16 protein-coding genes are annotated in these 19,917 nt (G+C 66.4%); 10 read left to right on the top strand and 6 right to left on the bottom strand.

Features of this window, described 5'->3' with window-relative positions; translation table 11 throughout:
- Positions 1 to 44: 44 nt before the first annotated feature.
- From CKJ82_RS04090 to CKJ82_RS04080, 3 genes are all read right to left on the bottom strand, one after another.
- Complete coding sequence (locus CKJ82_RS04090; RefSeq protein WP_095537135.1) at positions 45 to 1,313, bottom strand: ABC transporter substrate-binding protein; 1,269 nt, start codon at positions 1,311 to 1,313, stop codon at positions 45 to 47.
- Between the two features lie 103 nt (positions 1,314 to 1,416).
- Positions 1,417 to 2,091, bottom strand: a complete 675-nt coding sequence (locus CKJ82_RS04085; protein ID WP_095537134.1) for a TIGR03089 family protein — start codon at positions 2,089 to 2,091, stop codon at positions 1,417 to 1,419.
- 19 nt (positions 2,092 to 2,110) lie between these two features.
- Complete coding sequence (locus CKJ82_RS04080) at positions 2,111 to 3,709, bottom strand: LCP family protein (protein WP_095537133.1); 1,599 nt, start codon at positions 3,707 to 3,709, stop codon at positions 2,111 to 2,113.
- 99 nt (positions 3,710 to 3,808) lie between these two features.
- On the opposite strand from CKJ82_RS04080, the gene CKJ82_RS04075 reads away from it, so the two are divergent.
- From CKJ82_RS04075 to CKJ82_RS04065, 3 genes are all read left to right on the top strand, one after another.
- Positions 3,809 to 4,744, top strand: coding sequence for a glycosyltransferase family 2 protein (locus CKJ82_RS04075; RefSeq protein WP_240510678.1), 936 nt, complete (start codon positions 3,809 to 3,811; stop codon positions 4,742 to 4,744).
- A 6-nt stretch (positions 4,745 to 4,750) separates the two neighbouring features.
- Positions 4,751 to 5,845, top strand: a complete 1,095-nt coding sequence (gene manB, locus CKJ82_RS04070) for a mannose-1-phosphate guanylyltransferase (RefSeq protein ID WP_095536407.1) — start codon at positions 4,751 to 4,753, stop codon at positions 5,843 to 5,845.
- Between the two features lie 385 nt (positions 5,846 to 6,230).
- On the top strand, positions 6,231 to 6,479 hold the full coding sequence (locus CKJ82_RS04065) for a WhiB family transcriptional regulator (protein WP_095279042.1): 249 nt from the start codon (positions 6,231 to 6,233) through the stop codon (positions 6,477 to 6,479).
- Positions 6,480 to 6,506: 27 nt separating this feature from the next.
- Here the strand turns inward: CKJ82_RS04065 and CKJ82_RS04060 are convergent, their stop codons facing one another.
- The gene (locus CKJ82_RS04060; protein WP_095537131.1) at positions 6,507 to 7,007 is read right to left on the bottom strand and encodes a metallopeptidase family protein; all 501 of its coding nucleotides are present in this window, start codon (positions 7,005 to 7,007) and stop codon (positions 6,507 to 6,509) included.
- Positions 7,008 to 7,101: 94 nt separating this feature from the next.
- On the opposite strand from CKJ82_RS04060, the gene CKJ82_RS04055 reads away from it, so the two are divergent.
- Genes CKJ82_RS04055 through manA form a run of 4 tightly spaced genes read left to right on the top strand, consistent with a single transcriptional unit; the run spans position 7,102 to position 11,399 of the window.
- A complete protein-coding gene (locus tag CKJ82_RS04055) occupies positions 7,102 to 7,686 on the top strand; it encodes a DUF3499 domain-containing protein (RefSeq protein WP_095537130.1) in 585 nt (194 codons plus the stop codon).
- Between the two features lie 30 nt (positions 7,687 to 7,716).
- Positions 7,717 to 9,087: a phosphomannomutase/phosphoglucomutase gene (locus CKJ82_RS04050; RefSeq protein WP_095537129.1), complete on the top strand. Its 1,371-nt coding sequence runs from the start codon at positions 7,717 to 7,719 to the stop codon at positions 9,085 to 9,087.
- 35 nt (positions 9,088 to 9,122) lie between these two features.
- Complete coding sequence (locus tag CKJ82_RS04045; RefSeq protein ID WP_095537128.1) at positions 9,123 to 10,130, top strand: hypothetical protein; 1,008 nt, start codon at positions 9,123 to 9,125, stop codon at positions 10,128 to 10,130.
- 39 nt (positions 10,131 to 10,169) lie between these two features.
- Positions 10,170 to 11,399, top strand: a complete 1,230-nt coding sequence (manA, locus tag CKJ82_RS04040; protein ID WP_095537127.1) for a mannose-6-phosphate isomerase, class I — start codon at positions 10,170 to 10,172, stop codon at positions 11,397 to 11,399.
- 78 nt (positions 11,400 to 11,477) lie between these two features.
- Here manA and CKJ82_RS04035 read toward each other — a convergent pair whose 3' ends face one another.
- Both CKJ82_RS04035 and CKJ82_RS04030 read right to left on the bottom strand, forming a co-directional pair.
- Positions 11,478 to 16,739, bottom strand: a complete 5,262-nt coding sequence (locus tag CKJ82_RS04035; protein WP_095537126.1) for a Rib/alpha-like domain-containing protein — start codon at positions 16,737 to 16,739, stop codon at positions 11,478 to 11,480.
- A 287-nt stretch (positions 16,740 to 17,026) separates the two neighbouring features.
- On the bottom strand, positions 17,027 to 18,028 hold the full coding sequence (locus tag CKJ82_RS04030; RefSeq protein ID WP_095537125.1) for a hypothetical protein: 1,002 nt from the start codon (positions 18,026 to 18,028) through the stop codon (positions 17,027 to 17,029).
- A 186-nt stretch (positions 18,029 to 18,214) separates the two neighbouring features.
- Between CKJ82_RS04030 and CKJ82_RS04025 the strand changes: the two genes are divergently transcribed.
- From CKJ82_RS04025 to mtrA, 3 genes are read left to right on the top strand one after another with little or no spacing between them, the layout of a single operon-like run.
- Positions 18,215 to 18,580, top strand: a complete 366-nt coding sequence (locus tag CKJ82_RS04025; RefSeq protein WP_095537124.1) for a DUF4259 domain-containing protein — start codon at positions 18,215 to 18,217, stop codon at positions 18,578 to 18,580.
- A 10-nt stretch (positions 18,581 to 18,590) separates the two neighbouring features.
- The gene (locus tag CKJ82_RS04020) at positions 18,591 to 19,205 is read left to right on the top strand and encodes a dTMP kinase (RefSeq protein WP_095537123.1); all 615 of its coding nucleotides are present in this window, start codon (positions 18,591 to 18,593) and stop codon (positions 19,203 to 19,205) included.
- The gene (mtrA, locus tag CKJ82_RS04015; protein ID WP_095278806.1) at positions 19,205 to 19,888 is read left to right on the top strand and encodes an MtrAB system response regulator MtrA; all 684 of its coding nucleotides are present in this window, start codon (positions 19,205 to 19,207) and stop codon (positions 19,886 to 19,888) included. The genes CKJ82_RS04020 and mtrA overlap by 1 nt, the downstream gene beginning before the upstream one ends.
- The last annotated feature ends 29 nt before the right edge of the window (positions 19,889 to 19,917 follow it).

Genomic DNA, 19,917 nt, shown 5'->3' with positions numbered 1-19,917 from the left:
CCGCGACCGCAGTGTAAACGGTGGCGGGCGTGAGGCGTGGGCTACTAGGAGGCCTGCTGGATGGCGCTGGCCATGTCCTTCGTCGCGTCGTCAACGCTCTTTCCGGAGGTCAGCGCGGCGTACGCGTTGTCCTGGATGGCCTTGGAGATCGCCGGGTAGAACGGGGAGACCGGGCGCGGCTTCGCGTTCTCCAGGGACTCCTTGAGCGCCGGCAGGTACGGGTGCTCCTTGACCAGCTCGGCGTCGTCGTAGATGGAGGCGAGTACCGGCGGGAAGGAGTTCTCGGCGAGCGAGAGCTGGTTTTCCTCGTTGATCACGAACTTGATGAAGTCCAGCGCGGTCGCCTTGTGCTTCGAGTTCACGTTGATGCCGTTGTTGTAGCCGCCGAGTGTGGACACGCCGACGCCGTCCTTGCCCACCAGCGGCTGGACCTCGAAGTTCAGACCGGCTTCCTCGGCGTTGGTGTACATGTACGGCCAGTTGATGGCAAAGGCGGTCTTGCCCTCGGTGAACGCCAGGTTGGTTTCCTCCTCCGTTGCGGCGGTGGAGGACTGGGAGATGGTGCCGTCCGCGTAGGCGTCGACAAGCGCCTGGAGCCCAGCCTTGGCCTCGTCGGACTCGACGGTGGGCTGGCCGGAATCGTCGAGGACCTCGCCGCCCCAGCCGTTGATGAAGCCGAGGGAGTTGACGGTCAGGCCCTCGTACTGCTTGAGCTGGGTGGTGAGGCAGTCGGTGTTGCCCTCGACGGCGGCGCAGGCGCTGCGGATGTCCTCGAAAGTGTCTGGCGCTTCCTCGATCACGTCAGCGTTGCGGAACAGGAGCTGGCCGTTGGTGTTCTGCGGCAGGGCGACGAGCTTGTCGCCGTAGGTCGCGGACTCGACGGTGGCCGGCAGCAGTCCGGAGGTGTCGACGGCGAAGTCGCCCTCGAGCGGCTGGAGCCACTGGTTGGCGGCGAAGTCGGCGGTCCACACGACGTCGAGCGCCATGACGTCGTAGTCGTCGCCGCCCGCCTGGAGGGACTGCACGAGGGTGTCGCGCTGGTCGTCGGCCTCGCCGGCGAGCTCGGAGAGCGTGACCTGCTCGTCGGGGTGCTCGGCGTTCCACTTGTCGATGATCGGAATCAGCTTGTCCGTGTCATTGCGCCCCATGGCGAAGGTGATGGGGCCGCGCTCGTTGCCCTCGGCTGCGGCGCCGCTCGCGCCCCCGGAGGCCTCGGAGTCGGATTCGCTGTTGGAGCAGGCGGTGAGTCCGGTGGTGGCGAGCGCGATTGCGCAGAGCGCTGCGCCGGTCTTGCGGGTGGCGGTGAGCTTCATACCAATACCTTTCGTATTCGCTGGTCCCTCACAATGTATTCCGCCGGTGCCCGTTTCCGCACAAAATTTCTGGTTTTTGCCCACCAACGGGGGTGCGCGCGGGCTATCGCTTATCGACGCCCAACCGCCGCCCCACCTTCTCAATCTCCATAATTTCCTGCTGCCTGTCTGCGGAGACGAGCCCTGTCGCGGCGACGACGGACCCGCCCGCGGCGAGCGGCGCGAGCACGTACTGCTCGAACTCCGCCGCGGAGGTCCACGCCGGGACCCAGTACCGCTCCGGCCCCAATTCGGGGGTGGACCACGCGGCGAGGTCGGCCGACGCGCCGAAGTACTGGTCGCCGTAGAAGCGCACGGTGGGGCCGAAGTCGATGGTGCCCGTGGGGAGCTCACCGCCCGCTTCGACGACGCCGCGGCCGAAGGGGTCATCCGACACCACGACGCAGTCCGGAACGTGCGCCCACCGTGCCGCATCATCGACGCCCACGAACACCACCTCCGGCGCCCCGCAGTCCCACGGCCCGATGTGCGGGACGCGCGACGAGTTGTAGGCGCCCAGCGCGATCACTGCGGACTGCCACGACGCGGGGAGGTCGATGCAGATGGCGCCGGCGGACGGCGGGAGCTCGAACTCCTCGTCGAGCATGTTAGCGACCTTGTTCGCCCAGTTGTCCAGCGTTTGGGCAGAGAACTCCATGCGGGTGCCGCGCGCTTCGTCGTAGACGGTCAGCCGCGGGCTCGCAGGGTCAGTACGCAAAAGGGGGGTGAGCATGCTCATGCCCGCCCATCATAGGTTGCTAGTTCACGCAGCGGGGGCCGTTGCCGCCCGCGGTGATCTCCGGGCCGGTCTCGGCGGCGCCGAAGTCCTCGCCAGGAGTGCCGACGGGCGCTTCGGACGGGACCTCCTCGCGCTCCTCGGGGCTGAGCATCGCCGGACCCGCGTAGTCGGCGGCGATGACCACGATGAGGCTGCCCGGTTCGACGTTCGCGTTGGCGGTCACGGGCACGTTGCCAAGGCGCTCGGCGAGCTGATTGGCGGCCGGGTCCGCCGGATCCGCGGTGACGATCTGGCTTTCCCAGTACACGCCGTCCATGGCGTTGGAGACGTCGGCGACGTTCATCCCCTCGTCGGTGAGGTAGTCGCCCACCGCGCCCGCTTGCCCGGTGCCGGCGCCAGCGTTGAGCACGTAAAGACTGTAGTTCTCAAAGCCCTCGGCGGTGCCCGCGCTTTCCGACGCCGCCGAGTCCTCTCCGGTGCCATCATCCTGCGCTTCGTCCTGCGGCTCCACGACCGTCTCCATGAACCTGTGCACCTGCGGCGGGTCGACCGTGATAATGGATTCGCCGTAGTCGCCGACGCCGTTCACCGAGGTCACTGGGATGGTGGTGAAGGTGACGTTGCCGCCGCCCAGGCCGGACATCTGCTGCGCGAAGCGGACCACGTCCCAGCCGCGGTCCAGCGTGACGGAGCGCTCCGCGGCGTTGGACAGGTCGCGCAGCTTCGACGGGTTGGTCAGTGTGCCGGCCGACAGGATGCGCTGGACCAGCGACGCCATGTATGCCTGCTGGCGCACGATGCGGTCCAGGTCGCCGCGCGGCAGGTCGTGGCGCTGGCGGACGAACGAGAGCGCCTGGGTGCCGTCGAGCGTCTGCTCGCCGGCGGGGAAGTTCGCGCCGGACAGCGGCTCGTTCACCGGGGCGTTGAGGCAGACGTCGACGCCACCCACGGCGTCGGTGAGCAGGACGAAGCCGAGCAGGCCGACCTGCGCGAAGTGGTCGACCTCGACGCCGGTGAGGTCGGCGATGGCGTCGATAAGCCCCTCCTGGCCCGCGCGGGCGACTTGCTGCTCGAGCTCGGGGCCTTCCGCCTCGCCGTCGTCAAGCAGCTCCTCACGCTTCGCGCCCGCGTGCGCGCCGTAGACGCCGTTGATCTTCATGTTGCCGTAGTCGTCGGTGTGCACGTAGGTGTCGCGCGGGATGGAGACGGCGGTGGCGCGGGAGCCGTCCTCGGGGACGCGGATGACCATCATCGTGTCCGTATTAATCTCGCCGTCGGCCTCGCCCGCGTTGAGGCGCGCGAGCTCGTCGGGGGACAGCGGGTTGCCCTGGGCGTCGGTGCGCGAGTCGGAGCCGACGAGCAGGATGTCGACGGCGCCGTCGAGCGCCTCGTTGTCGTCGTTACGCTGCTTCTTCCCGATGTTCAGCTCAGAGGCGCTGAGCTGGCTGTCCAGCTTTCCCACGGTGAAGTAGCCGACCCCAGAGACGACGAGCGCGGCTGCGGAGCACGCGGCGAGGATCCCCTTCACCACCGGGTGGCCCGATTGCTTCAGGTCCCTCGTGCGGGAAGGGGCCGGCTGGATGTCGCGGGCGCGCCTAGGGTTGTCGTTCACGGCCATGCATTATACGACATGCCTCCGCCGGATCCGCGTTTTCGGTGCGCCTCGCCGTGCGCCGTGCGCGGGATCCGGCGCGCCAGTGGGTATGCTGAGCGCATTGTGAGAAACGACGATCGACTCAACGGCAGCCCCGACGCGCAGCCCGCGCTGGCGGTCATCACCGTGACCTATTCGCCGGGCGAGCACCTGGCGGCGCTGGTCGCCTCCCTCGAGCGCGCCACCGCACGCAGGGTGCGCTTGGTGTGCGCCGACAACGGGTCGACGGACGGTGCGCCGCAGGCGGCGGCCCGCGCGCACGAGCACGTGGAATTTTTCCCTACCGGCGGCAACATCGGCTACGGCGCCGCGATCAACGCGGCGGTGCGCCACCTGGAGCCGCTGCGCGCTTCCGGCGAGATCGACCCCGATGCCTTTCTTATTGTGAACCCCGACGTGGAGTTCCGCCCTGGCAGCCTCGACGAGCTGCTGCGCTGCCTCGACGGCGCGCCACGCGCCGGTGCGGTCGGCCCGCGCATCGAGGAGGCCGACGGCTCCGCGTACCCCAGCGCCAGGCGCGTGCCCGGCCTCACCGTGGGCATAGGGCACGCCTTGCTTTACGACGTCTGGCCAACGAACCCCTTCACCACCGTCTATAAGGCGGGCTCCGCGATGGATGTGCAGCGCGAAGCGGGTTGGCTCTCGGGCGCGTGCCTGCTCGTGCGCTGGGAGGCGTTCGCGGCGATCGGCGGCTTCGACGAGCGCTACTTCATGTACCTCGAGGACATTGATCTGGGCGATCGGTTGACGCGCGCTGGGTGGCTGAATGTGTACTGCCCGTCGTCGATAATCCTGCACGACCAAGGCCACGTCGCGGACAAGTTCTCGCTGGTGACGGTGCCGGCGCACCACGCGTCGGCGTACCGGTTCCAGCGCGACAGGCACCCGGCCTGGTGGCAGGCACCGGTGCGATGGGCGCTGTGGGCAGGGCTGAAGCTGCGCAGCGTGATGCAGACCCGGGCGAAGGTGCACGCCACACGACATACGGAAGCGAAGTGAGAAGAGATGGTTGAAAACGTTGTTGCGCATCCGGAGCAGACGGATGCGGTGATCCTCGTTGGCGGTCGCGGCACGCGCCTACGCCCGCTGACCGTGGGGACGCCGAAGCCGATGCTGCCCACGGCGGGGCACCCGTTCCTGAGCCACTTGCTCGCCCGCATTAAGGAGGCCGGGATGCACCACGTGGTGCTGGGTACCTCCTACAAGGCCGAGGTGTTTGAGGAGTATTTCGGCGACGGCTCGGACTTCGGCCTGGAGATCGAGTACGTCGTGGAGGAAGAGGCGCTTGGCACCGGCGGCGCGATCCGTAACGTCGCCGACAAGCTGCGCTACGACAACGCGATGGTGTTCAACGGCGACGTCCTCTCCGGCGCGGACTTGAGCGCGATCCTGGGTACGCACGTCGAGCACGACGCGGACGTGACACTGCACCTGGTGCGCGTGCCTGACCCGCGCGCGTTCGGCTCGGTGCCCACGGACAAAGACGGCAACGTGCAGGCGTTCCTGGAGAAGACGGAGGATCCGCCGACGGACCAGATCAACGCTGGCTGCTACGTGTTCAAGCGCAGTGTGATCGAGCAGATCCCGGCGGGCCGCGTGGTCTCCGTGGAGCGCGAGACCTTCCCGGGGCTGCTGGAGTCGGGGGCGAAGGTGGTCGGCCACGTCGATTCCTCGTACTGGCGCGACATGGGCCGCCCGCACGACTTTGTCGAGGGGTCCTCCGACGTGGTGCGCGGCATCGCGTACTCGCCGCTGCTGGCGGGCAAGACGGGTGAGTCGTTTGTGGACGAGTCCGCGGGCGTGTCCGGCGGCGTGATTCTCATCGGCGGCACCGCGGTCGGCCGGGGCAGCGTGATCGGCGCGGGGTCGCGTGTCGACGCCTCCGTGATCTTCGACGGCGTCACCATCGAGCCGGGCGCGGTCGTGCGCAACTCCATCATCGCGTCGGGCGCGCGGATCGGCGCGAACGCGCGGATCTCCGACTGCGTGATCGGCGAGGGTGTGGAGATCGGTGCGCGCTGCGAGCTCCAGGCAGGGATGCGCATCTGGCCGGGCGTGAGCATCCCGGACTCGGGCGTGCGCTTCTCGCCGGACGCGTAACGACACGCCAAAACCGCGAACTAGTTCCCAGATTTCGGCACCCCCACTACATCTAGTACCCCCGCCTTTTACCCCCTCCGGGCGGGGCGTGTGACGCATGTGATTTGTGTGGCGAATGACGTGGGAAACGTGCCGGACGCGTGAAGTAATCACTGATTTATGTTGCGGCTATTTAGGGCTTCGGTGTGTAATCGTTTTCGTAATCACATCGACGTGAGTCGTCCGTGGAGACCCGCCCGCAGGCACTGGCCGTAGTGTCCGAAGCGGCGGGGGCTTCACGTGGCAAGCGAGTAGAACAAAAGCAACAACGGAAGGAGGGGGAAGCGTGGAAGACTCGGCGAATCAGGCGAATAACGCACACCTCCGCGGCGCGGTCGCGGGTGGCATGACCCTCGAGGAGTTGTTTGGCGCTGTCGAGAAGGAATGGCAGGACCAAGCGCTGTGCGCGCAAACCGATCCGGACGCCTTCTTCCCGGACAAGGGTGGCTCGACCCGTGAGGCGAAGCGGATCTGCAAGGCGTGCGCCGTGCGCGACGAGTGCCTCGAGTACGCGCTGGAGCACGACGAGCGCTTCGGCATTTGGGGCGGTCTTTCGGACCGCGAGCGTCGCCGTCTGAAGAAGCAGATCGGCTAAGGGGCGCAAGCAAGCACCCGCCCCTGGCTACCAGGGGAATGTGTCGTCAATGTCGCGCGGATCCAGGTTGAGGTACTGCGCGACCAGAGCAGTCAGGATCCAGGTGAGGAGCTCCGACTGCTCTTCTGCTGTGCGCGCACGCTTTTCGACGGGACGCCGAAACACCACCAGGCGCGCCCGGGTCGGACGACCGTTGCGGTCCACACCCGCAGGGAGGACGCGGCCGAGGGGGACGGGGCCGTCAGCGATGATCTCTTCGGGCAACACAGTCATGTCCGCGCGCAGGCGCATCCGCGGGATCGTGTCAACGGCGAGGTCCACCCCCGACAGCTGCACCGCGTACGCGTTGTGCAGCGGCGCGTAAGACTCGAGCACCAGCTGGTCAAACGCCGTCGAGCGGGTGCGGTAGCGCGGGACGCCGACCGGCAGCAGCGGCCCCCGGGCACCCCGGCCGTGCCGGTCGCGCGCACTGCGCAGCTGGAGCGGCGAATCCTCCGGCGTGCCGCCAATCCGAGTGGAACCTCTCATACGGCCACATCCTAGGCGGAGGGGTGCGCGATTCCGGCGGGGCGCGCCGCGTCGCACTTCACAAACCTCAAGCCGGGGTTTAGACTTGTGCGCCGTGAGTGTATTCCGTCGTTGCTGTCGCCCGGGCTGTGGCCGCCCCGCCGTGGCCACCTTGATCTACGCCTACGCGGATTCCACGGCAGTGGTCGGGCCGCTCGCCCCAGAGCAGGACCCGCACTCCTGGGACCTCTGCGAGCGCCACTCCGCGCACATCACCGCCCCCGTCGGCTGGGACATGGTGCGCGTCGAACAGGTGGACATCACCGAAGACCCCGCCGACCTTGAGGAGTCCGAACAGCCCGACGCGACTGAAGACGCCGCCCACGCCGCGTTCTTCGCTCGCAGCCTGAACACCAGCCTGGACGACCTCGATGAGTCCGAGCTGACGGCGCTCGCGGAGGCAGTGCGCGAGGCGGGGGAGGCCGGCCGCGTGACCACCGGCCTGGTGGACACCTCCGCCGACCCCATCGAGTACTCGGCCTCCCACGACTTCAACGACCCCGCCACCTCCAACCACCCGGTGCACCGCACGAAGCGGATCGAGGCGCACCTGGCGGCGCACAAGGCGCAGCGGCGCGCGCACCTGCGCGTGGTCCCGGACCCGTCCGAAGACGCGGACAAGGACTCCGGTACTGAGTAGCACGGTGTCGCGCGGCGCTAGACTGGCGGCATGGCAATTGCACACAATGAAGCAACGTTAAAGAACGTCATCAAGGCGTACGACGTGCGCGGCGTCGTCGGCGAGACCATCGACGCCGACTTTGTCCGCACCGTCGGCGCGGCGTTCGCCCACATCCTGCGCGGCGAGGGCGAGACCCGCATCGCCGTGGGCTACGACATGCGTCCCTCCTCGCCCGAGCTCGCCGGCGCCTTCGCGGAGGGCGCGACCTCCCAGGGGCTCGACGTGGTTGCGCTGGGCCTGACCAGCACCGACGAGCTCTACTTCGCTGCCGGCACGCTCAAGTGCGCCGGCGCGATGTTCACCGCCTCGCACAACCCGGCCAAGTACAACGGCATCAAGCTGTGCCGCGCCGGCGCCACCCCGGTGTCCACCGATACCGGACTGGGCGAGATCGGGCGGATGGTGCTCGAGGGCGTGCCCGCCGCTGACGTGGCCGCGGGTACCGTGACTGAGAAGGACATCCTGGCCGACTACGCGACGTTCTTGCGCGACCTGGTGCCGGTGCCCACAGACCGGAAGCTCGTCGTGGCCGTCGACGCCGCCAACGGTATGGCGGGGCTGACCGTGCCCGCCGTGCTGGATGACATGGACGTTCGCTCCCTCTACTTCGAGCTCGACGGCACGTTCCCCAACCACGAGGCGAACCCGCTGGACCCGAAGAACCTGGTGGACCTGCAGAAGTTCACGGTGGAGCAGGGCGCGGACATCGGCCTGGCCTTCGACGGCGACGCGGACCGTTGCTTTGTGGTGGACGAGCGTGGGGAGCCGGTGAGCGCGTCGTCGATTAGCGCTTTGATCGCGCACCGCACGCTGGCGCAGCACCCGGGTGCGACGATCATCCACAACCTGATCACCTCGCAGGCGGTGCCGGAGATCATCGCTGAGCAGGGCGGCGAGGCCGTGCGCACGCGCGTCGGCCACTCCTACATCAAGGCGGAGATGGCACGCACCGGCGCGCGCTTCGGCGGCGAGCACTCCGCGCACTACTACTTCGCCGACTTCTTCAACGCCGACTCCGGCCTGGTCGCCGCGCTGCACGTGCTCGCCGCGCTGGCCGAGCAGGATGCGCCGCTCAGCGAGCTGATGGCCGAGTACAACCGCTACGCCGCCTCCGGCGAGATCAACTCCGAGGTGGCCGACCAGGAGGCGACCACCCAGCGCGTGCTCGACGCGTTTGCGGATCGCACCGAGAAGCTCGATCGCCTCGACGGCGTCACCGTGTGGCTCAAGGGCACGAAGGCGTGGTTCAACGTACGCGCGTCTAACACCGAGCCGCTGCTGCGCCTGAACGTTGAGGCGGAGACGGAGCAGGAAGTCCAGGAATTGGTCGAGGAGATCCTGGGAATCATCCGCGCCTAGGCCCGCGCGCGCCGGCGCTGCGTAAGATCGCGGTCATGAGCGACTACTACGAGGGCACCGGCGATTACGACCGCGAGACCGTCCGCTTCTTCGACATCGCCCACGAGGGGGCGCAGGTCAGGGCTATTATCGACGCTTTGCCGTCCCTCGCCAACCTCCGCGGGATGCAACCCCGCAGCGTGATCGTGGTGGCGACCGACCAGGTCGCGCGCGCCGCCGCACGCGCCGTGGCGCAGGTGCGCGCACCGCTCCCGCTGCCGGTGGTGGTGACGGACACGCTGCCCGGCTACGTCGGCGCGCTCGACGTCGTGGTCATGGTGGGGGACGCCGCGGCGCGCGAGCGCGACGTGCGCGCCCTGCTCACGGCGGCGCAGCGCGGCGCGGAAACGGTGCTGGCGGGGCCCGCCCGCGGCCCGATCGTTGACGAGGCGCCCGACTCTACCGTCGTCGTCCCGGCCCTGCCCACCACGATGGGCCCGTCGCCGGCCCGCACCATCGCCGTGCTGTCGGCGGTGCTCGACGCGCTCGACCCCCGCGCGGCGGCGGAATCGCTGGCAGAGCGGTTCCGCATGCTCGCGGACGAGCTGGACGCCGAGCTCACCGCCGTCTCCCCGGAACGCGCCGAGGACGTCAACGCCGCCCGCCAGCTGCGCGCCTTTGCCCGCGACGCGCGCGTCGTGCACTCCGGCACCACCCGCCACGGCCTCGCGCTTGCGGAGCTCGTGGCCGCCCTGTGGTCCTGCCGCGGCCTGGCGAGCGGCTTCGTCGACGCCGACGAGCTCCCGCAGGCCCTCGAGCTCGCCCGCGGCGGCGCGCCCGCCCCGGCCGACGACATCTACCACGATCCATTCCTTGACGGCCCGGTGGAGCTGGTACCCTTAAAGGTCGTTCTTTGGGCGCAACCGGACGCGCACGCCCCGGTCGCGCCCAACACCCGCGCTGAGACGGTCGCGTCGCAGCACTTGGGCGAGTCCGTCACGGTGCTGCGGCTGCTGGCGCGCGCGTACGCCGTGACTGCGCTCGACGACCCCAGCGACGGGTAGCCCACACCCATCACCGAAGGAAACGAGGCACAAACACCGATGGAGCTCCTCGAACCTGCTCTGCGCACCTACCCGTGGGGCTCGCGCACCATGCTCGCCGATCTGCGCGGCACCGCGTCGCCCGCCCCCAGCCCGGAGGCGGAGCTGTGGTTCGGTGCGCACCCGGCTGCGCCGTCGACAATCGGCTCCCGCGGCCTGGACGCGATCATCGCGGACGATCCCCGCGCGGCGCTTGGGCAGCGCGTGGCCGACAAGTTCGACGAACACCTGCCGTTCCTGCTCAAGCTGCTGGCGGCGGGCGCGCCGCTGTCGCTGCAAGCGCACCCGTCGAAAGCGCAGGCCGTCGAGGGGTTCCGCAGCGAGGAGGCGGCGGGCATTGACCTGCACGACCCGCGCCGCAACTACAAGGACCCGAACCACAAGCCCGAGCTGATCGTCGCGCTGACGCAGTTCAAGGCGCTCGCCGGGTTCCGCCCGTACGCGCGCACCGCCCGCCTGCTCGACGCGCTGGGATCGCCACTGCTCAACCGCTACACCAGCATGGTCGACCCCAGCGAGGAAGAGGCGAGCCTGCGCGCGCTGTTTACCACCCTCATCTCGCTGCCGCGCAAGGCGAGCAATTTGCTTATCGACGAAACCGTCAACCGCGCCCGCACCCTCCTGAAAAATCCCGACGAGGCCGGGGGCGCCGGCGTGGAGCCGTGGATGGTCGAGGTGCTCACCATGTTCCTCGAGCTTGCGGCGGCCTACCCGGGCGACATCGGCGCCCTCGCGGCGCTGCTGCTGAACTACTTCACCCTCGAGCCGGGCGAGGCGCTGTACCTGGACGCCGGCCAGCTGCACGCCTACCAGTCGGGTCTGGGTGTGGAGATTATGGCGAACTCGGACAACGTGCTGCGCGGCGGGCTCACGTCGAAGCACGTGGACGTGCCGGAGCTGGTGCGCGTGCTCAAATTCGAGGCGCTAGAGTCCCCGCGGGCGAAGACCCGCGCGGCGGATGGCGGCGCGGTGGGGGAGGAGTTCGTTCTGCCAATGGAAGACTTCCGGCTGAGCCGTTACGCCCTGAGCGAGGGCGCGGAGCTGGCGGTGGAGTCGGATGGGCCGGCGATCGTGCTGTGCACGAGCGGCGAGGCCCTGGGGCGCGGCGCGACTGGGGAGGAGCTCACCCTGCGCCCGGGCCAAGCGGCGTGGGTCCCGGCGAGCGACGCGCGCGTAGTGTTCACGGCGGAGGGCGCTGACGGCGCAGAGCTGTTCCTCGCCAGCGTGTAGCGTCTGCTGCAATAACGAAGCACGCCGGCCCCGCATCCTCTGGAGTGAGGAGCGGGGCCGGCGTTGCCGTTGGGTGAGCTAGTTGGAGCTTGTCGGGCCGCCCGGCTTGCAGCTATCAACGATCAGGGCGGTGACGCCGATGCCTGCGGCGAAGAGCAGCAGGCCGCCGCCGATCGTGGCCACGTTCGTGCCGTACTGGCGGAGCTGGCCGTTAATGTCAGAGACCTGCTTGGCGATCTGCGGGTTCATGATGCCCAGGCCGTTTTGGATCTGGGAGTTCACCTGCTCGATCTGCACGGCAACCTGCTCGCGGAAGCCAGCCAGGCCCGGGATGGCTGCCTGGGTGGCGATGGCGAGCGGGACGATTGCCAGCATCGGGAGTCCGAAGCCGATCGCGGCTGCGGAGCACTTGCCCTGGTCAATGTTGGAGCTCAGGGACGTGTCCTTGCCGGGCTCGCCGACCGCGGTGTGGGTGTTGCTGTTCACCTTCGCGTTGACGATGATGACGATCCTCTGGATCTCAGCGCCCTGCTCGTCCTTCACGGTCGCGGTGATCTCGTCGCCCGGGATGGCCTGCTCCTCGACTGCGACAACCAGGTTGCCGCGGTCGTCGATGACGGCGCTGCCGGGGCCGGCGACGTCGACAATCGCTCCCTTCGGAATCTTGCCGCCCTTGTTCGGGATGGTGAGTTTGCCGCCCGGTTCGGCGCTGCCTTCGCCCTCGGTGGCATCCCAGTGGGGTTCGAAGTAGTTGCGCTCGAACGGGTTGGTGCCGGTGGCGACTTCCTGCTTGTTGGTGCGGCCGTCGTCGTCGAAGTCAGCGTCCGGGTCGAGGATGGACTTGTCGTTGGCGTCGGTGAGCTCGAAGCGGGCGTTGGCGAAGTCGTTGGAGCCGTCGGTGAACGTGAAGTTCACGCCCACGGTCGGTGCGACGACCGGCGCGAGGGCCTCGGCGAGCTTGTCCCAGTCCTTCTGGACTGCCTTGTCCAGTGCGGAGAACTGTGCCGCCAGCTGCGCCGCGGATGGTGCCTGGGCGGTGACGGTGCCGTCCTCGTTGCCCTCGAACTTCCAGTCGGTGGCGTCGGCGGGCACCTGGACGGTGATCTCGGTGTCATCCGGGATCCCGAACGGGCCGAATGGGCGGTTCGTGTCCTTGGTCTCGCCCGGGATCAGCACGTACGGGTCGCTGCCGAAGGTGGCGTTGGTCTTGTCGCCCTGCAGGCGCTCGTCCTCCTTGACGGAGACCTGGACGATGTCGATCTGGTTGCCGTCCGAGTCCGTCATCGTGGCCACGATCTTGTCGCCCGGCTTGGCGTCCTCGTTGGCGGTGATGACCAGGTCGCCGTCTTTGTTGATCTCGGCTGTGCCCGGGCCGTCGACCTTCACGGTGGTGCCCACCTGGACGCGGCCACCGTTGTTGGGAACGGTGACGTCCTCGCCGGGGTAGACGGTGTTGGCGTTGGAGGTGTTCCAGTCAGCCGGCGGCACGGGAACGCTTTCCTCGTCGAACGGGTTGGAGCGCTTCTCTACCTCGTCGCGGTTGGTGTGACCGTCGCCGTCGGCGTCGGCCTCGGGGTCGAGGAGGGAGTGGCCGTCGGCGTCGACAAGCTCGAATGTCGCGGTCGCAGCGTCGAAGGAGCCGTCGGCGTAGTCGATGTCTACCTCGACGGAGGTGGTGACCATCGGCTTGAGCACCGCTGCGAGGGTGTCCCAGTCGAGGTGCGTGTACTTGGTCACGCGGGCGAACTCCTGCGCCAGATCCCTGGCAGATGGTGCCTGAGCGGTGACGACGCCCGTCTCGTTGGCTTTGTCCTCGTCGAAGGTCCAGTCGGTGGCGTCCGAGCGGAACTTGGCCTCGTACTTCGTGCCCTCCGGCGCAGTCTCGTCGCCGAATGGGTTCTCGGCGCTCTTGGACTCACCCGCGGTGAGCTTCACGGTGTCGCCGTAGTTGGGGTCGAATTGCTTGTTGGTCAGCGGCTTCGGATTGACGATGACGGTCGAGCCGACGCGGTCCTGGGAACCGTCCGGGTAGGTGACCACGACCTGCGGGTTGTACGCGCCCGGGGTGGAGGTGTCCACGTCGCCGTCGAGCTCGACCTCAATGTCCTGCGGCAGCTCGTGGAGGTTCTCGATGACGTCGTGAGCTTCGAGCTTATCGCCGGCGGTGATGACCTTTTCGCGGACCTGCGGCTGGAAGTCCCAGTTGTCCGGGCGCGGCTTGATGGTGATCTTGGTGTCGATCTCCTCGGTAGAGCCGTCCGGGTAGGTGACCACGATGGTGACATCCTTGTCGATGTCATTCGGAGTCGGGTTCTCTGTGCTCAGCGAGCCCTCGCCCTTGTCCTTGAAGTCCGCGGTGGTGCCGCTGGGCAGGGAGCCGATGTTCTCAATGATCTTCTCGGCATGTTCCTGGCGCAGCTTAGAGCCAGCGACGATTTCGAAGTCCTCGTCGACCGTCGGGTCGTTCGTTTCCGCGTCGGTGCGGCGCTTGACGGTGAGATCGGTCTGGATCTCTTCGCTGGTGCCGTCGGGGTAGGTGACGACGATGGTGACGTCTTTGTTGCCCTCGTCGTTTGCTACCGGGGCTTTGCCATCCTCAGGCTTGAAATCAGCCTTGGTTCCACTCGGAAGGTCGTCGATGTTGGTGACAATCTCCTTTGCAAGGGGTCGATCGAGCGTTTTGCCAACCGTGACGGTGTGTTTGTCGCTGACCTCTGGGGTGTAGCGATCAGCCTGGGTATTGACGTGAAGCTTCGTTTTAAAGGGCTCTTTCATCGTCGAATTGTCGATTTCGACGGTGATTTCGCCCTTGGCGTCGGTGCCTGGGGTGATGAAGACTTCGCCACCATCGATGGTGATGTTATCCGGGTCGATGGTGCCAGTGTTGCCCTCTTCGTCGGCCCAGGTGGCTTCGATGTCGTCCTTAGGGGAGATCGGTCCAGTGACCTTGATGCCGGTTTTTTGTGGCTCGTCAGTGGGGTCTACCGGCTTGCAGTAAGTGGAGTCGCCCTCCTCGCAGGTGATGACGGTAGCTTCAGTGACCGTGACTTTGGTGGTGACCTCTTCAGTCGAACCGTCGGGGTAGGTGACCACGATGGTGACGTCTTTGTTGCCCTCGTCGTTTGCTACCGGGGCTTTGCCATCCTCAGGCTTGAAATCAGCCTTGGTTCCACTCGGAAGGTCGTCGATGTTGGTGACAATCTCCTTTGCAAGGGGTCGATCGAGCGTTTTGCCAACCGTGACGGTGTGTTTGTCGCTGACCTCTGGGGTGTAGCGATCAGCCTGGGTATTGACGTGAAGCTTCGTTTTAAAGGGCTCTTTCATCGTCGAATTGTCGATTTCGACGGTGATTTCGCCCTTGGCGTCGGTGCCTGGGGTGATGAAGACTTCGCCACCATCGATGGTGATGTTATCCGGGTCGATGGTGCCAGTGTTGCCCTCTTCGTCGGCCCAGGTGGCTTCGATGTCGTCCTTAGGGGAGATCGGTCCAGTGACCTTGATGCCGGTTTTTTGTGGCTCGTCAGTGGGGTCTACCGGCTTGCAGTAAGTGGAGTCGCCCTCCTCGCAGGTGATGACGGTAGCCGGAGCGACAGGGACCTCAGCTTCAAACTTGTTGTTTGCGAGGGTCCGATCGTCACCTTCATTAACCGACACCACAATCGGGCCCGGCGTACCAGTCCCCGGATTCAGCCAAACTTGGCCGTCTCTGATTTCGATGTCACTTTCTTCAAAAGGCTGATCGACCCCATCTTCGTCCTTCCAGGTTGCCGAGATCGACGCCTTTTGCGTCGACGGGTCAACTGTCACCCCGGTGTTTTGAGAATCGTCCGTCGGTGTCAGTTCGTGAGTTTTGTACAGGTGGATCGGCACGAAAAATGCTCGCGAGATGGATTTATCAGCGAACTTCACTTGGATTGGGACATTGACGACACCCTGTTGGAGGAGCGAGTCGCGCTCCTCGGCTGTGAGGTTCTCAGGGCGAGTGACGATGTTCCGGCTACCGTCCGCTCCTTCTTCAATGCTTACCCATTTCCGGTATTCGATGCCCTTGTCATCACTACCGGTAGAGACGAAAAAGTTTGATTCTTTGGGGGCATCCAAGAGCTGACCATCGCGGCCCGGTTTCGTCGTATCGCGGAATTGTGGCAGATCGGCGCTGGCTACCCCGGAAATGCCAGCGTACATCGGCAAATCGGAAACGGCCTGATATTTTGCGGCTTCCTTGACCGTACCAATGTACATGGGGAGATTAACGGTGTCCCACTCAGCATTGTGGGGCTCTTTGTTCGAATCGGTATAGCTATCGCGGTAGTCGAAAGTAATCGGTAGTTCTACTCGGCCAATATCTTTTGGCCCCGCGGTAATAGTGATCCGGCGGTAGTGCTTTCCATCAGGACCCTCCTCGGGAGACACCCCGAATTCGATCTTATTTTCGTTGTAGTCGCATCCGGTTGGTGTTTTCCCTTCGGACTGCGAGCCACAGAACTTGTCGGCATTGAGGCTGGCGCCGACCTTCGACCACTCGAACTTCGCCGGCGCGCTGTTGCCAGGCTCCCAGGCGCCGTTTTTGTATTCCTCGAAGTCCGGCCAATCCTTGTTGCTCTCCGGATCACGAACCGGATCGTCCCAGGAAATGCCTTCAAAGGTGTAGGACTCACCGGGGGCAAGGATGAGCGGGTGACGTGGGAATTTCGGCTGGTGGAGAACAGTCGGCGGTAAGTCCTCGAGCTTCGATTCCTCACCGCGCTTTTTGTTCTTGTCCACGTAGAACGTTACGTCGGTAGTGAATTCATCGCCTTCGGGGCCGGTTGCGAGCACGCGGAAGGTGTAAAGGAAGAGGTTGTGGCTTACACCTTCGAGTGGTGCTACCTTGGCAGGGACCTTGCCTGTGATGCTTCCGTCTTCATGGACCTTGAGGTTCCAGCCATCGGGATTCGTACCGGGGCTGTTTCCCTCGGAGGGAGCCGGAGCCTCTTTGAACTTCAGATTTGGCGGGCCTGATTGTCGGTAGGTGCCGGGGTAAAACTCCCAGAACTCCGGAGCAGGGATCTTGAATTCCTCGCCCTCGGCGCCCGTGTAATAGTCCGCATAGGTTGGTTGGTACGACATAAACCACGGAAGTTGCTCCTCGTTCGTCCCCTTGAGCCCCACGGGCGCGCCGTCTACTTGCGGGACATCGGTGTCCAGGCGTGCCGGCGCTTCGTCTGTGGCCTGCGCGTACGCTGCCGGCGGAGCTGCGATGCTGACTGCCGCGGTGCCGGAGATAGCCAGCGTAGCTGCCATGGATGCGGCGAGGGCCGGGCGAAGATCAACCTTGCGGGGGGTGAAAATAGACCGCATGTGGGTCCCTTTCTGAGGAGACGGCTAATAGGAAGAATCAGTCCCGGGAACCTTATCTACGGCACCAAACTGTTTTGAAAAACGCTTGATGCAGGGTTGGAGGGACCTTTGTATGGGATGTTACGGCATTGGTCGTACAAAGGCACGGGGAGGCGCTGATACGTGTCGCCAAAATGGGGGTAGCCGGGGATCCCAGCGCGGTGCGGGTGAGGTGGCTACAAACGGGGCCCGGCAGCCAGTAGCACACCTTGGACTTTCCTGGAATCGTTGGCGCTCGTCGCGAGCTCTTAGTGGCGGAAGTTGCCCACCCAACGCTGCCAGGCGTGCTGGGCGTCGGAGGAGAAGCCTCCGGGCTGCGGCGCGGCCGCTTCCTGCGGCTGCTCGGAGGAGGCTGCGGGTGCTTCCGGTGCTGCCGGTTCGGACTGCGGCTGGCCGGGCTGCCCGGCCTGCTCAGCCTGGTTCGCCGGCTCTGCCGGTGCCTGCTGCTGCGGAGTGCCCGGTTCGCTCTGGCTGTTGTTGGCGCCATCGTTGAGGCCCATCGGGCGCAGTGCCTCCGAGGCCTGCTGTGCTGCCTCGCTGGCGGCGGACTGTGCTGCGGATTCGGCCGCGCTCGCCGGGTTCTCCGCACCTTGGTCGCCCGGGCCACCCTGGCCGCCCGGGGTGGCGGTTGTGGTCGGCTCCGTCGCTGGTGCGGCGGTCGTGGGCTCGCTGTTTTGGGCGCCGGCGGTGCCGGCGGTGTCCGGGGTGCCCGCAGCGCCCGGCTGCGCCGAATCGTTCGCGCCGCCGGTGGTGCCCGTGGTCGCCTGCGCCTCGGGGCCTGCCACCGCAGTCGTGGGCATCACGGTCGTGGGCACCACGTTGGTGGGGCGGAAGACGCGCGTGGACTGGTTCGACGGCTGTGCGGTACCCACCACTGCGTGCTGCGGCGCGTACGGGTCGGAGTTCAGGTTGTAGTTGGAACCGCCACCCTGCTGTGCGGGCGCGGCCTGGTACGCGTCGGTGTCGTGGTGCGCGTTCTGGTGGCGGGGGTCCTGGTTGTCCCCGCTGGTGGTGGAGGAATTGTGGTCCACGGGGGCGTCGCTAAGCGCCGTTGCCTTCGTGGACTTCGAGATTGCAGACTCGGTGCTGGAGGCGGAGGTGTCAGGGTGCTTCGTGTCGCTGTCCGTGACGTATCCGGCCTGCGCGGAGCGGTCGGAGGCGGAGGTGTTGAACACCACGATGCCCACCACGATGGCTACCAGGATGCCGGCCGTCATGAAGAGGCCCACGCGGGGCTGGTTGTCCTTCATCGCTCCTCCTCTCGCATGTCACGCTATTGAGTCAAAAGTGTTACAACCCTATAACAAGAGTTGCGCTGAAGCCGTTATAGCACGCCGCAGGGGAAAATTTGTGTCCGAGTGATCGCAAACACACCCGCGGCGGCGCGATCGTGGTAGACCTAAGGGGCAAACTGCCCGATATAAAAGGAGACGCCGATGAGTACGTGGGACGAGGAAATCTTTTCCATCGACGCCAACACTGACTTTCTCGACGAGCTGGATGCCCTCGAGGGTGACGAGCTCGAGCAGGCGCTTATCGACGCCGTGCTGCTGGCCGCCAACCAAGACCCCAGCACCGTCAGCGAGGACGAGCTGCTGAACGCCCAGGCTGCGGCGACGATCGTGGCCATCTGGTCCGGCGCCCCCTTCTCCGCGGGCGAGACGGCCGATACGTACACCTTTATCCGGACGCACAACGGCGCGCTGGACGAGGAAACCGCGGAGGCGGCCACGTCCGTGCTCGAGGCCGCGGCCGAGCGCACCGACGTGGACCTGGACCAGTTCCTCGAAGCGCTGGCGTAGGCGCGCAAGCATGATCATTGCAGTCGAAGGCATCGACGGCGCCGGAAAGAACACCCTGGTCCAGGCGCTGCGCCGCGAGCGGGGTGCGGACGCGCTGGCGTTCCCCCGCTACGCGGACTCGATCCACGCGCAGCTGGCGCAGCAAGCGCTGCACGGGAAGATGGGTGACCTGACCGACTCCGCGTACGGCATGGCCACCATGTTTGCGCTGGACCGCTTCGGGGCGAGGGCGGACATCGCGCGCTACAAAGGCAGCGACGAGCTCGTGATCCTGGACCGCTACGTGGCGTCAAACGCGGCGTACTCCTGGGCGCGCACCGGCGACGAGACGGTGGTGGAGTGGGTCCGCGAGCTCGAGTTTGACCGGCTCGGCCTTCCTCTGCCGGACCTGCAGGTGCTCGTGGATACGCCCCCGGAGGTCGCGCAGGAGCGGGCAGTCCAGCGCGCGGCGCAGGACGCCTCGCGCGAGCGCGACCGTTACGAGCGGGATGCGCAGCTGCAGCGCGACACCCACGGCGCCTACGTGTCCCTGGCGGAAGCCGGCTGGGTGAGTCCGTGGATTCGCACCAATGATGCGGGCACTATTATGCAAGCAGTGAAAGACTTCTACGCCAAGGAGCCGTAATGCAGCCGAAGATCCTCGTTGTTGATGATGACCCAGCCATCAATGAGATGCTCACCATCGTGCTGGAGGCCGAGGGCTTCCGCACCGCGTCCGTCCAGGACGGCGCGGAGGCGGTGGATGCGTTCCACAGCTTTGACCCGGACCTGATCTTGTTGGACCTCATGCTCCCGGGCGTCAACGGCATTGACATCTGCCGCGAGATCCGCCGCACCTCTCCGGTGCCCATCGTCATGCTCACCGCGAAGACCGACACGGTCGACGTGGTGCTCGGCCTGGAATCCGGGGCGGACGACTACATCACCAAGCCGTTCAAGCCGAAGGAGCTGGTGGCCCGCATTCGCGCCCGTCTGCGCCGCACCGACGACCAGGCCAGCGACGTCCTCCACGTGGGAGACCTGACCATTGACGTCCCGCAGCACATCGTTAGCCGCGGCAGCGAGGAGATCTCGCTGACCCCGCTGGAGTTCGACTTGCTGCTGGAGATGGCGCGCAAGCCCAACCAGGTGCACACCCGCGAGGAGCTGCTGGAAACGGTGTGGGGCTACCGCAACGCCTCGGACACCCGCCTGGTCAACGTGCATGTGCAGCGCCTGCGCTCCAAGATCGAGCGCGACCCGGAGAACCCGGAGATCATCCTGACCGTGCGCGGTCTGGGCTACAAGACCGGCAAGCCGGGGGTGTAGCACATAAAGCGCAACGCAGTCTGGCGGGC

The organism is Corynebacterium gottingense (assembly GCF_002285125.1).
In the GTDB taxonomy this organism is placed as follows: Bacteria; Actinomycetota; Actinomycetes; order Mycobacteriales; family Mycobacteriaceae; genus Corynebacterium; species Corynebacterium gottingense.
Note: the sequence above shows the minus strand (reverse complement) of the source record. Positions and strands in the feature narration are given on the sequence as shown.

Coding starts and splice junctions, on each gene's coding strand:
- CKJ82_RS04090 (WP_095537135.1), bottom strand. CDS start 1,313: ATGAAGCTCACCGCCACCCGCAAGACCGGCGCAGCGCTCTGCGCAATC.
- CKJ82_RS04085 (WP_095537134.1), bottom strand. CDS start 2,091: ATGAGCATGCTCACCCCCCTTTTGCGTACTGACCCTGCGAGCCCGCGG.
- CKJ82_RS04080 (WP_095537133.1), bottom strand. CDS start 3,709: ATGGCCGTGAACGACAACCCTAGGCGCGCCCGCGACATCCAGCCGGCC.
- manB (WP_095536407.1), top strand. CDS start 4,751: ATGGTTGAAAACGTTGTTGCGCATCCGGAGCAGACGGATGCGGTGATC.
- CKJ82_RS04065 (WP_095279042.1), top strand. CDS start 6,231: ATGACCCTCGAGGAGTTGTTTGGCGCTGTCGAGAAGGAATGGCAGGAC.
- CKJ82_RS04060 (WP_095537131.1), bottom strand. CDS start 7,007: ATGAGAGGTTCCACTCGGATTGGCGGCACGCCGGAGGATTCGCCGCTC.
- CKJ82_RS04050 (WP_095537129.1), top strand. CDS start 7,717: ATGGCAATTGCACACAATGAAGCAACGTTAAAGAACGTCATCAAGGCG.
- CKJ82_RS04045 (WP_095537128.1), top strand. CDS start 9,123: ATGAGCGACTACTACGAGGGCACCGGCGATTACGACCGCGAGACCGTC.
- manA (WP_095537127.1), top strand. CDS start 10,170: ATGGAGCTCCTCGAACCTGCTCTGCGCACCTACCCGTGGGGCTCGCGC.
- CKJ82_RS04035 (WP_095537126.1), bottom strand. CDS start 16,739: ATGCGGTCTATTTTCACCCCCCGCAAGGTTGATCTTCGCCCGGCCCTC.
- CKJ82_RS04030 (WP_095537125.1), bottom strand. CDS start 18,028: ATGAAGGACAACCAGCCCCGCGTGGGCCTCTTCATGACGGCCGGCATC.
- CKJ82_RS04025 (WP_095537124.1), top strand. CDS start 18,215: ATGAGTACGTGGGACGAGGAAATCTTTTCCATCGACGCCAACACTGAC.
- CKJ82_RS04020 (WP_095537123.1), top strand. CDS start 18,591: ATGATCATTGCAGTCGAAGGCATCGACGGCGCCGGAAAGAACACCCTG.
- mtrA (WP_095278806.1), top strand. CDS start 19,205: ATGCAGCCGAAGATCCTCGTTGTTGATGATGACCCAGCCATCAATGAG.